At 64.1% G+C, this 11461-nt stretch carries 10 protein-coding genes; 4 read left to right on the top strand and 6 right to left on the bottom strand.

Features of this window, described 5'->3' with window-relative positions; translation table 11 throughout:
- Positions 1–105: 105 nt before the first annotated feature.
- A complete protein-coding gene (locus LEL84_RS04020) occupies positions 106–1032 on the bottom strand; it encodes a M23 family metallopeptidase (protein WP_055476918.1) in 927 nt (308 codons plus the stop codon).
- Between the two features lie 443 nt (positions 1033–1475).
- On the opposite strand from LEL84_RS04020, the gene LEL84_RS04025 reads away from it, so the two are divergent.
- The 3 genes from LEL84_RS04025 to LEL84_RS04035 all read left to right on the top strand — a co-directional run bounded on the left by LEL84_RS04025 (position 1476) and on the right by LEL84_RS04035 (position 4044).
- Entirely contained in the window at positions 1476–2045 is a 570-nt protein-coding gene (locus LEL84_RS04025; RefSeq protein WP_101821343.1) for a TlpA family protein disulfide reductase, read from the top strand.
- Positions 2042–2854: a cytochrome c biogenesis CcdA family protein gene (locus tag LEL84_RS04030; protein ID WP_055476895.1), complete on the top strand. Its 813-nt coding sequence runs from the start codon at positions 2042–2044 to the stop codon at positions 2852–2854. The genes LEL84_RS04025 and LEL84_RS04030 overlap by 4 nt, the downstream gene beginning before the upstream one ends.
- 248 nt (positions 2855–3102) lie before the next feature.
- On the top strand, positions 3103–4044 hold the full coding sequence (locus LEL84_RS04035; RefSeq protein WP_065629398.1) for a cation diffusion facilitator family transporter: 942 nt from the start codon (positions 3103–3105) through the stop codon (positions 4042–4044).
- A 102-nt stretch (positions 4045–4146) separates the two neighbouring features.
- On the opposite strand, the gene LEL84_RS04040 is transcribed toward LEL84_RS04035, so the two are convergent.
- Together LEL84_RS04040 and LEL84_RS04045 are read right to left on the bottom strand one after the other, a co-directional pair.
- On the bottom strand, positions 4147–4725 hold the full coding sequence (locus tag LEL84_RS04040; protein ID WP_101821345.1) for a vitamin K epoxide reductase family protein: 579 nt from the start codon (positions 4723–4725) through the stop codon (positions 4147–4149).
- Between the two features lie 53 nt (positions 4726–4778).
- Entirely contained in the window at positions 4779–5423 is a 645-nt protein-coding gene (locus LEL84_RS04045) for a DsbA family protein (RefSeq protein ID WP_055476459.1), read from the bottom strand.
- Between the two features lie 204 nt (positions 5424–5627).
- Between LEL84_RS04045 and lnt the strand changes: the two genes are divergently transcribed.
- Positions 5628–7136 (top strand): apolipoprotein N-acyltransferase, encoded by a 1509-nt coding sequence (lnt, locus tag LEL84_RS04050; RefSeq protein WP_226514238.1) that lies wholly within the window; start codon positions 5628–5630, stop codon positions 7134–7136.
- 15 nt (positions 7137–7151) lie between these two features.
- On the opposite strand, the gene LEL84_RS04055 is transcribed toward lnt, so the two are convergent.
- The 3 genes from LEL84_RS04055 to LEL84_RS04065 all read right to left on the bottom strand — a co-directional run bounded on the left by LEL84_RS04055 (position 7152) and on the right by LEL84_RS04065 (position 11228).
- The gene (locus tag LEL84_RS04055; protein WP_055476458.1) at positions 7152–9344 is read right to left on the bottom strand and encodes a heavy metal translocating P-type ATPase; all 2193 of its coding nucleotides are present in this window, start codon (positions 9342–9344) and stop codon (positions 7152–7154) included.
- Positions 9337–9753, bottom strand: a complete 417-nt coding sequence (locus tag LEL84_RS04060; protein ID WP_055476457.1) for an ArsR/SmtB family transcription factor — start codon at positions 9751–9753, stop codon at positions 9337–9339. The genes LEL84_RS04055 and LEL84_RS04060 overlap by 8 nt, the downstream gene beginning before the upstream one ends.
- A gap of 197 nt (positions 9754–9950) precedes the next feature.
- Positions 9951–11228: a L,D-transpeptidase gene (locus LEL84_RS04065; RefSeq protein ID WP_139104530.1), complete on the bottom strand. Its 1278-nt coding sequence runs from the start codon at positions 11226–11228 to the stop codon at positions 9951–9953.
- Positions 11229–11461 lie beyond the last annotated feature (233 nt).

Below are 11461 nucleotides of genomic sequence, written 5' to 3' on the forward strand. Positions count from 1 at the left end.
CGGAATCCCGAATCTCGGGCGAGTACCGACATGGCGGCAACGAAAAGTCGGCTCCCTCACCAATATCAGGCGCGGAGGGTCATCGCGGTTACGCGGCGCTGCTCCCTACCGCCAGAGGTCTGCACTTCCGCTGCTCGGCGGTTCGTTGGGAGGGATAGTAGGTTCGCCGTCGGCGGGCAGACGGACGCCGCGTTCGGCGAGCCAGCTCACCGGGTCGAGGGCAGCACCGGATGCATCGGCCACCTCGAAATGCAAGTGGGGGCCGGTTGAGTTACCTCGGTTGCCAACCGTGGCAATGGGTTGGCCGACCGTGACCGGAGCCGCTACCTCGATGAGGTTGTCGTCGTTATGGCCGTAGGTGGTGACTGTTCCATCGGCATGTCGGATACGTACCCACAATCCGAAGCCTTGGGCAGGGCCGGAGTTGATCACTTCGCCGTCGGTGACCGCGAAAATCGGCGCGCCGAGGTCGTTGCCGATGTCCATGCCCTGATGACCTCGACCGTCACCGAAGGTGGAGGTGATTCGACCATTCGTCGGAGCGACTACGGACCCCGGCGACGGCGACGAATAGACGGGTGGACCGTTCGGTGCGGGATGCGGGGTCGCAGGATCGTGGGGACGCATCTCAAATGCCAGCAGCGCCAGCAACCGCCCGATCGGTAGCGCGTCGACAACCAGTTCGGCGGCTGCTCGTCCCGCACTGAGAACGGCGGCAAAGCAACCCACCGCAGTGATGGGGTCATCCGTTGGCTCCGACGGCTCGACTGGGCGCGCACGATCGGCCAGACATGTGCTGACGGTCCGGATCTCGTCGGCTAGTTCCCCCATCGCCGGCCCCCCCAAGGATGCCGAGATCGTCTCGGCGACCAGTTGGGCGAACTGCTGGGCCACATGGGTGTCATCTGCGTCGGCGCGCGCTCGAGCGTCAAGCGAGAGGCTCAGCAGAACCGCAGCAACAATTCCCACGGCCCCCAGCCTCAGACAGGGCCGTGCAACGCCGCAGCGGCGAATGAGGGACGACATAGGCATGCCAGCGAGACCTTCCGGAGACGGGCGCGACGCACTGACGTTCAGCACCGCACGCCAGGTGCACATGAGGCCCCGATTGGCAGCCCTCCGTTCGAACCATAGGCCCCACAGGTCACAGCAGTAACACGATCCGGTTGAGCGTCAGTCGCAACTGGCGGCCTCTATTACTAGGGAACGTAGTTGCAGATAAGCAATGATGCCCAGCCTCGGGACCTCGACCGAATCAAGCGTAATCACAGCTGAGCGCACCGATACGTCAGATGAACGCGGCAGAACCCTCGCCGCGGGACGTGGGCCTACGGGCCGGTGCAGATCGCAAAAACTACGGCTATGTTGACAACGCGAACGTTAATCTACCACGCTGCGTAGTAGATCAAGGTCAAGGAGTGCTGGTGCAGCAGGAGAGAAGGATATCCGCGGTGCGGGCGGCAATCCTGGCGCTGATGTGCGTGGTGCCGTGGGTAGCGTCGGGTTGTGGTAGCGCTGGCGACGACGCCGTTGCGCAGGGGGGAACCTTTCAGTTCGTCTCACCCGGCGGGCAGACGGTCATCACCTACGACCCGCCTGCAAGCCGTCAGAGGATCGCTGACGTCTCAGGCCCTGATGTGGTGACCGACCAGACCGTCGGACTCAACGACTTCGCAGGCAAAGTCGTCGTCATCAACGTATGGGGTTCGTGGTGCGGACCCTGCCGGGGAGAAGCCGACGACCTCGAGCATGTCTACGCCCAGAACAAGACCTCGGGGGTCGAGTTCCTCGGTATCAATCTGCGCGACAACCGGCAAGCGGCGAAGGACTTCATTGTCGACAGGAAAGTCGCCTTTCCCTCGATCTACGACTTTGCCGGCATCACTCTGGCTGCGCTGACCACTCCAACGTCGGTGGTGCCGACGACCATCGTGCTCGACCGCGACCACCGTCCGGCCGCGGTGTTCCTCAAGGCCATCACCGCCGACGAACTCGGGGCAACAGTTCAGCGCGTCGTCGCTGAGCCTGTGACACAACGCCCATGACGGCGCAGTCAGTCGAACTGCAAGCCTCGGTCGGCGAGACGTTTGCTGACGTCGTCGCCAGCGGTCCGCTACTGCTGGCGCTGCTCGCATGCATGATCGCCGGGCTGGTGTCGTTCGCCTCACCGTGTGTGGTCCCGCTCGTCCCGGGGTATCTGTCTTATCTGGCTGGCGTGGTCGGCGCCGAGGCGCCGGCGGTGTCGGTGGGGGAGTCGAATAAACGGGGTCGCTCGCGTGTGGCGCTCGCCGCAGGCCTGTTCGTCATCGGTTTCACCGTGGTTTTCGTGGCAGCGACCGCCACAGTACTTGGGGTCACCACGACTTTCGTGGTGAATCGTGAAGTCCTGCAACGTATCGGCGGTGTGGTCACCATCGTCATGGGCTTGGTGTTTATCGGGCTGGTGCCGGCACTGCAACAGGAACGACGGTTCGCCCCCCGCCGCGTCTCCAACATCGCCGGCGCCCCGCTGCTCGGCGGGGTCTTTGCACTCGGGTGGACCCCGTGCCTGGGGCCCACACTCGCGGCAGTCATTGCTACGGCCAGCGGCACCGAAGGCGCCACCGCAGCCAAGGGCGTCGCGCTGATCGTGGCGTACTGCGCCGGCCTTGGCATTCCTTTTGTTGTGCTTGCGTTTTCCTCGGCGTGGGCGTTGCGAAGCCTCGGCTGGTTGCGCACCCACGCCCGCATGATCCAGATCGCCGGCGGGGCCATGATGATCGCGGTGGGCATCGCTTTGATCACCGGCCTGTGGGACCAATTCATCGTGTGGGTGCGCGACGCGTTCATCACCGATACTCAACTACCCATCTGAGCCCTGTGGTGGCGGCCCCGATTCGACGTCCACAGCGTCCCCCTGTTTCCGGTCACCGCACCCTCACGAGACCGAACAACCACCGCCTCCACGCCGCCAACGTCGGGCCATCTCAGCACATCCCGAGTCAGTCGTGACGTGATCCGCTGGTACCGTTCCGGCCCGGTCTGTCATATAGTCACATGCGCATGTATTGATATATAGGGGTAGCGTGGCTATCTGGGTGTGGATGAGAGGGAGTACGAAGTATGGGAGCCGGACACAACCACGGACCAACCGATCCTGCGTCCAGCGACTCGTCGCTGCGTGTCCGTCTGGCGATAGCGTTTGTTCTGACGGGGATCATTGTCGTGGCCCAGTTGGTCGGGTCGGTGATCACGGGAAGTCTGGCGCTGCTGACCGACACCGCGCACGCTGCGACAGATGCGATCGGGTTGGCGGTCGCGCTGGTCGCAGCAACCGTGATGCACCGTCCGGTCAGCAAGACTCGCACATGGGGACTGCGGCGCATCGAGGTCATCGCCGCTCTGGGGCAGGCCTCGCTGCTGCTTGCTGTCGGGCTCTACGCCGCTGTTGAGGGCGTGCGGAGACTGTTCGCTCCGCCAGAGGTTCCCTCGACCGAACTGCTGATCTTCGGAATCATCGGGCTCGTGGCGAACATCGTCGCCATGCTGGTGCTTGCCTCAGGACGCGGGGCCAACTTCAACATGCGAGCGGCGTTCCTGGAGGTCCTCAACGACGCACTGGGATCGCTGGGTGTAATTGTCGCCGCGATCGTCATCGCTACCACCGGCTTCCAACAAGCCGACGCACTGGCCGGCCTGTTCATTGCGCTACTGATCGCACCCCGCGCCCTCAAGCTCATGGCAGAGACGACGCGAGTGCTGATGGAGTTCACGCCCAGGGAGATCGATTTGGACGACGTCAGGGCCCACATTCTCGAGATGGACCGCGTGCAGGACGTGCACGACCTCCACGCATCGACGGTGGCCACTGGTCTGCCGATCATTAGCGCTCACGTGGTGGTCGATGACGACTGCTTCCAGGACGGGCACGCCCCCACGATCTTGAATGACATCCGAACGTGCGTGGCGACCCACTTCGCCATCTCCTTCGAGCACTCCACCTTCCAGCTCGAGACCAGTGCCCAGCGTCACCAGGAGGAAGCCTTGGCAGCCCATCACCCGTGAGGGGTGGCGCATCGACGACACCCACGCCGCCGGTCTGCGCACGAAGTGCACGATCGTTGCCAGGGGAGAGACGATGCTTCACCCCTGTCAATCGGGCCACGGTCACACCAGCGTGGACCAGTACCACCAGAAGCGTTCGATGATGAGGGCGATCACCGCCATCGCCCACACCAGCGGTACTACGGTGTGCACCGTGAGGACCACATCGAGGGCTCGGCGTGCTCTCCCGGATGGGCAGACATGGTCGGCATTGCGCAGGCTCACATACCAAAAGGCAACCACGACAACGACCCACACGGCCATGCAGTACGGGCAGAGTGCATCGATTCGATACAGACTCTGAAATATCAGCCAATGGACGAACACCACCGCACCCGTCAGGCCGATCTGCAATCCGATCATGACCCACAAGGCCGGGCGGGGTCCTAGCAGGACGGCGATAGCGATCAGAGCTGTGAAGCCTGCGATTCCGAGCAGTGAGTTGGGGAACCCGAAGACGGCTGCTTGGGGGGTGTCCATGACCGATCCGCAATTGACGATCGGGTTGATACTGCAGGTCGGCGTGTAGTTCGGATCGGTTGCCAGTTCGAACTTTTCGACGGTCAGTGCGAACGCAGCGACAAGTCCAATGCCTCCGCAGACCGCAAGAATCCACGGGAGCAGCCGCGGGAAAACCGGGATCTGCGTGTCGGGCGCAAAGCCTGACGGCTCTGAGGTCTGCCGGGGTGTGATGGTCACTGACGTATCGCGGATTCGAGCGCAGAGCTCAGATCGTCATAGCCTTCGGGCTTGATGAGTTCGTCGTTGATGAAGAACGTGGGGGTTCCGGTCACGCCTAGTGCTTTGCCGTCAGCGACATCGCGGTCGATGAGCTCGCGGGTGGCCTGTGAGTCATAGGCGGCGGCGAATCGCTCCATGTCCAGGCCCAACACCTGGGCGTAGGAGAAGAACAGATCGTCCAGCGGCACCTTTTGTTCGCCCCAGCTGCGTTGAGTGTCGAACATCTTGCGGTACATCGGTTCGAATTGGCCTTGTTCGGCCGCCGCGGCCACGGCCCGTGCCGCGCGGTCGGCGTTGAAGTGCCCGGGGAGGGGGAAGTAGCGGACCACGAAAGTGACTTGATCGCCGTAGGTTTGGCGAAGCTGCTCCACCGCCGGGTACGCCGCCCCACACCCTTCACACTCGAAGTCCAGGAACTCGACAAATGTCGCCTTGGACTCGGTCGGAGCCGATAGCCGTGGAGAATCAGGCCGTACCGTCGTATACGCCTGGTCGCCGGACTGTTCGCTCTCTCCGGCCCGGGAGACCACGAACACCACTGTGAGCGCCAGGCAGAACACGAAGACTGCCGCGAGCGACATCTTGACGTTGCGACTCATCGAGACATCCCTCCGCGTCGAACCTTGACCGCTTGAGCTGGCACGATCATCACTCCCGTCACGTTTACTACTACGTTGGCTAGTAGTTTACAGGGCGTGCGGTGTCGTCCGGGCGATTGGCGTGCATATCACGCACGACCGAACCGGTGAGGGGAGCGGTGGGCGGTGAGTCGTCACTCGGATGCTCGGCATGCCGGCGCAGGTCTGCCACCGATATGTGCATCTGCACTACGTATCGCGGCTGCGGCCGGTTCGGGCGGGCTGCTGTATGTGAGCTTCCCTCCGCGCCAACTGTGGTTCCTTGCCCCGGTGGCGATCGCGGTCCTGGTGGTGACACTGCGTGGGCGGTCGCTGTGGGCGGCGTCAGGCTACGGCTATCTCGCTGGGCTGGGCTTTTTCGTGCCGCTGCTGCCGTGGGTCGGTACGTATGTGGGTGCGGTGCCGTGGCTGGCCTTGGCGGCGGTCGAGGCGGTGGCGTTCGGTGTCTTCGGGGCGGTGGCGGCGCTGGTCGGCAGATGCCGCGGAGCGCCGGTGTGGCTAGCATGCGCCTGGGTGGCAGTCGAAGCCGTCCGCTCCCGCGTGCCTTTTGGCGGTTTTCCCTGGGGCCGAATAGCATTCGGTCAGCCGGACGGGTTCTTGCTGCCGTTAGCGGCCTTGGCTGGCGCGCCGGGGTTGTCCTTCGTTGTGGTGCTGCTCGGCGCACTCCTGGCCGCGATCGCAGTGGCGGTAATCAACGTGCACCCTCGGGCGTTGGCCGGCCCAGGCGTAGCAGTCGCCGTAGTGGGAGTGCTGACATGGACCCTGGCGCCGTCGCAGACAGCAGAACCGGAGGAGCAGTCGGTGACGGTGGCGTTGGTGCAGGGCAACGTACCGCGGTTGGGTTTGGACTTCAATGCTCAGCGACGTGCAGTGCTCGACAATCATGTCCGGCGCACTCTCGACCTGGCGGAGGAGGTCAGCTCTGGGCGGGTCGTGCGTCCCGATGTGGTGGTGTGGCCGGAGAACTCATCCGATATCGACCCGTTCGGTAACCGTGATGCTGCGGCGCAAATTGATCGTGCCGCGCGGGCGATCGAGGTGCCGATCCTGGTGGGCGCGGTGATCGCCGGGAGCCACAGCACGTCCCGCAATACGTTGGTGGTGTGGGATCCCGTCACCGGGCCTGGTCAGGAGCATGACAAACGTCAGCTGGTGCCGTTCGGGGAGTACTTGCCGCTGCGGGGACTGATGACACAGCTTTCGTCCTACGCCAGCCGGGCTGGCAACTTCATTCCTGGCACAGGCGATGGCGTTGTCGATCTTGCCGGGGTGCCCGTGGCGGTAGCGACCTGCTACGAAGTCGCGTTCGACGATCTGGTGACCGAATCGGTGCGCGCCGGTGCGCAGCTGATCGCGGTTCCGACGAACAACGCGACGTTCGGGCGCACCGAGATGACCTACCAGCAACTCGCGATGTCGCGAGTTCGGGCAGTCGAACACGATAAGGCGGTGGTCATCGCAGCAACCAGTGGCGTGAGCGCGGTCATCGAACCTGATGGGACCATTGCACAACGCACAGAATTGTTCTCCCCCGATGTTCTCATCGCGCGGGTGCCGTTGAGGACAACGACGACCCTGGCGACGCGGATCGGAGCAGCAGGAGAAGGGATCTGTGCTGCCGCCGTCCTGGCGGCACTGATTGTACGCACGTGGAGATCACGCCTACGCTCCTGACGCGGCGTGGCTCCCTCAGTGACGCTCGCGATGAAACGTTGGCGAGCTACTCGGTACGTCATCGGCGCCATCCGACGGGCTCGAACAGCAACTGCACCCTGGTTCTGTTGTGGCCGAACAGCTCTTGCTGGTCGCCGCGCCGCGTGCTCGTGGTGTCGGCAGCAGGGGTACCGCGGGCACCGACCGTGGTTGAACGGGGGTGGTGGCTGGTCCTGGAGCGCAACAGGCGTCGCCTGTGTCGTGGTAGGCCGACACCGAGATGTTGAGCGTGCCGGGGGATACCCGGGGCACGGCACCGGTGCCCGGCAGCGCTTTCGTCCGGGCGGCACGAATCGCGTTGGCGATCACCAGCACTTCTGCGAGTTCGTGGACGAAGACCACTGTGGCCAGGCCGAGGACGCCCGTGGCGGCCAGCGGAATCAGCACACCGATGATCGCTAGGGAAAATCCTATGTTCTGCATCATGATTCGGCGTGCGCGCCGAGCATGGGACAGTAGTTGCGGGAGATGGCGAAGATCTTCGCCCAGCAACGCCACATCGGCGGTTTCGATAGCGACGTCGGTACCCATCGCTCCCATCGCAATACCGACATCGGCGGTGGCCAACGCCGGGGCGTCGTTGACGCCGTCGCCGACCATGGCGATCGCCCGCCCGCGCGCTAGCGTGGCCAGCAAGTCGGCTTTGTCTTCGGGAAGGAGTTCGGAATGGACGGTGCTGATTCCGGACGCAGTGGCCAAAGCATGTGCGGTGCGGTCGTTGTCCCCGGTCAGCATGACCGAGTCGACACCCAGCGCCGTCAGTTGCCCGATCGTTTCAGCGGCCTCGGGGCGAAGCTCATCGCGGACCGCGATCGCGGCGACGACGGTGCCTTCCCGTTCGATCAGCACGACGGTGGCGCCGTCGCTCTGCAATCGAGTGACGTCTCCGGCGAGCGCGCCGGGATCGAGCCACCCGGGTTTGCCCAGGCGCAGTTGCTGTCCGCGTATCCGGCCGGTGAGGCCGTGACCGGCGATCGCGGTGACGTCATCGGCAGGTGAGCCCAGAGCAGGTGCGGCCGCGAGAATCGCGCTCGCCAACGGGTGCTCGCTGCGAGCCTCGAGCGCGGCGGCATAAGACAACGCGTCCTCGCGGGTGACCTCGGGTGTGCTCACCACGTCGATGACCTCCGGAGTGCCGCGGGTCAAGGTGCCGGTCTTGTCCAGCGCGACGACGCGGACCTGTCCCAGCTCTTCGAGTGCAGCACCGCCTTTGACGAGTGCGCCATGGCGGCTGGCGGCGCCGATCGCGGCGACCACCGTCAGCGGCACCGCGATCGCCAACGCACACGGGGACGCGGCAACGAGCACCACCAGGCCGCGTTCGAGCCACAGCAGCGGATCACCGAGTAGCGCACCGATACCGGCCACGAGTGCGGCTAGCACCATGATGGCCGGGACCAGGGGGCGGGCGATGCGGTCGGCGAGACGTTGGCCGGCGCCCTTGCGTTCCTGCGCTTGCTCGACGATGTGCACGATGCGGGCTAGGGAACTGTCGGCGGCGCGGGCGGTTACGCGGACTTCGATCGCACCGCCACCGTTGATCGCGCCGGCGTAGAGCAAGTCACCCGGACCCGCCTCCACGGGCACAGATTCGCCGGTGATCGCCGACAGATCTACGCTGGTAGTGCCAGCGGTGATAGTCCCGTCGGTCGCCGCGCGCTCACCGGGACGCACCACCATCACATCGCCGAAGATCAACTCATCCGGTGACACGGTGACCTCGAGACCCCCACGAATCACCGATGCGGTCGGTGGAACCAGCGCGAGCAGCGCCCGCAGGCCTCGCCGGGTCTTGGTGACCGCGTAATGCTCGAGTCCTTCAGCGACCGAGAACAAGATTCCCAGCAGCGCGGCCTCGGGTATTTGGCCTAGCGCCACGGCGCCGATTGCGGCGATCGTCATCAGCGTTCCGACACCGATGCGCCCGTGGCGCAGCGATCGCAGTGTCGACGGCACGAACGTGGAGGCGGCAACAACTGCCGCGAGCAGTTCCAGGACGACGCCTGCGGTGTCCGATAGCGAGCTTCCGATGATCCAGCCGAACGCGAGGAAAACTGCTGCTGCGCCGGCGAAACGCAACTCGCGTACTTGCCACAACCGGACCGGTCCCTGATCGGCCTCAGCCTCGAGGGCGGCGGAATCTGAGGGTCCGCAGCATGCGTCACTCATGTGTATGCCCCTGCACTATGGCCGCCGCCGGTTTCGTCGCGGCTGTCGTGGAGACCCCGGCGACCGCCAGAACCGCTGTCACGAGAGCATGACCGGACGGAGTCAACGCATACATCACCAACCGTCCGTGGCGACGCCCGGTCACGAGGCCGGCACTCTTGAGCAGGCGCAGATGGTGTGAGACAAGGTTCTGCGCCATGCCGACCACCCACGCGAGGTCGCAGACACACAGTTCGTCCCCCGACAGCAACGCTGTCGCTACGCGCAGACGAGTGGGATCGCCGAGCGCACGGGCCCCGGTGGCGGCACGGTCGACCGCCGTCGCATCCGGCAACGCAGACCGGATACCTTCTGCGTGAGGCAAATCGAGGCACAGCAAGTCGCATGTATCCACCGGCTCCCGGGTCATATCGACATCCTTACGTTCGTTGATATGTCGCCATGTAACCACCTTCGGGCAAATACCTCAATATCCGTTGATGTGGCGGATGGCATACCCGCGGGCACGGACCGGTCGGGGCCGGCCCGTAGGCGTCCAGGGTCAAGGCCGGACGAGCTCAGTCGACTGGACCGTGATGGAGTGTCTGGATCGAGCCAGCCCGATGCCTAGGTGTCTGCGTTGCCCTTCTTCCACTGTGCCCACGGGATGTTCCAGTCGCCGAGTCCATCGACTCCCGATAGTGTTTCGGCGTTGGTGTTCTTCACCGTGACGGGGTCGCCGCGCATCGTGTTCTTCACGAGCCATTCCGCGTCCGCGGGACTCAGATTCGGGCAGCCGTTGCTGACATTGCTGTTGCCCTGCGCCGACAGAGACCACGGGGCACCGTGCATGTAGATGCCGCTGTAAGACATCTGCACCGCCCAGTCGACGGGTGTGCGGTATCCCGCCGATGACTCGACAGGAACTCCGTAGGTGGAGGAGTCCATGACGATGTGCTCGACGCGATCACCGATCATGTAGATGCCGCGTGGAGTCGGTGTGCTGTCTTTGCCGAACGACGTCGGCATCGTTCGGATGACCTTGCCATCCCTCTTTACGACGATGGTCTTGGTGTTGTCGTCGGCTTCGATTGTCTGAGCTCGGCCAATGGTGAAGTCGTAGGACAGATTTCTGTTGCCATAGAGCCCGTCGCCGAGGTCGACTCCGTAAATGTTCACGGCGACACTGACCTTGGTCCCCGGCATCCAGAAGCGCTCGGGCCTCCATCGGACCTCGGAGTCGCTGATCCAATAGAACGCGCCTTGCATCTGTGGATCAGAGGCCACGGTGATTGCAGCCTGCGCCTTCCGGCGGTCAGGGATGGGATCCGAGAATCGAACACCAATCGTGTGCGCAATTCCGACGGTCTTCTCGCCCAGAATGGCCGCGCTGGTCAGCGACTCCGGCGAGGCTGTGGTGAAGCCTTGCGAGACGCTCGTTCGACCACCCACACCCACGGCTTCAGCTCGAACGGAGTACTGCTTCGAGTACCCCAACGGCTGGGTGCTTGTCCAGGTACTGCCATCCTCGCTCAGCGAGCCCGCCAACGCACGCCCGCTAGATGTTGGGATATCGACGTCGGTCAACGCGCCGCGACTGGCCGTCACAACGATAGGAAGCCCAGGTTCGACAACCGCGTCGGGAGCGAGCCGATCGCCTCCTTCGGTGGCCACAGCGATGGAGGGTTGTGCGATGGCCGCAAAACTGTCGACGGCCGAAATCTGGTCACTGTAGGTAGAGCTACCGCCAGCCGAGCTGCACGAGGTCAGTACCACCACGACGGCCGTCAGCGCCGCCAATACCAGTACATGCCGAGCCTTGACCTGCGCCGAACGGTGGCGTCGAAGGGTTCCCAGACGTTGCCGCAGCTGACTATGGCCAGTCGATCGGCGGTCGCGACGCATCGTCCTCGGAGTGCCAAAGCGGCCCATCAGTTACAAAGCCCTTCATCCGGAGCACACACCGACGACCACAGAATGTAGGCGCCGCCACAGGTCTTACTAACAATGATAGTAGTTTACGGCTCACCAGGCCTCACCGCTCCGATCGAGCAAGCAAGACCCAACGTGGTTGCCATCCGGGTTCTATAAATACTACGGTGCGTAGTAATCCGGGTAGGTGAGGGAGAGCAGGTGAG

Origin of the sequence: Gordonia sp. WA4-43 (assembly GCF_020520305.1) — a bacterium.
In the GTDB taxonomy this organism is placed as follows: Bacteria; Actinomycetota; Actinomycetes; order Mycobacteriales; family Mycobacteriaceae; genus Gordonia; species Gordonia hongkongensis.

What these genes read in the sequence shown, in the direction of transcription:
- LEL84_RS04025 (WP_101821343.1), top strand. Translation starts at nt 1,476, where the DNA reads ATGTGCGTGGTGCCGTGGGTAGCGTCGGGTTGTGGTAGCGCTGGCGAC.
- LEL84_RS04065 (WP_139104530.1), bottom strand. Translation starts at nt 11,228, where the DNA reads ATGCGTCGCGACCGCCGATCGACTGGCCATAGTCAGCTGCGGCAACGT.
- LEL84_RS04045 (WP_055476459.1), bottom strand. Translation starts at nt 5,423, where the DNA reads ATGAGTCGCAACGTCAAGATGTCGCTCGCGGCAGTCTTCGTGTTCTGC.
- LEL84_RS04030 (WP_055476895.1), top strand. Translation starts at nt 2,042, where the DNA reads ATGACGGCGCAGTCAGTCGAACTGCAAGCCTCGGTCGGCGAGACGTTT.
- LEL84_RS04035 (WP_065629398.1), top strand. Translation starts at nt 3,103, where the DNA reads ATGGGAGCCGGACACAACCACGGACCAACCGATCCTGCGTCCAGCGAC.
- LEL84_RS04020 (WP_055476918.1), bottom strand. Translation starts at nt 1,032, where the DNA reads ATGCCTATGTCGTCCCTCATTCGCCGCTGCGGCGTTGCACGGCCCTGT.
- LEL84_RS04055 (WP_055476458.1), bottom strand. Translation starts at nt 9,344, where the DNA reads ATGAGTGACGCATGCTGCGGACCCTCAGATTCCGCCGCCCTCGAGGCT.
- LEL84_RS04060 (WP_055476457.1), bottom strand. Translation starts at nt 9,753, where the DNA reads ATGACCCGGGAGCCGGTGGATACATGCGACTTGCTGTGCCTCGATTTG.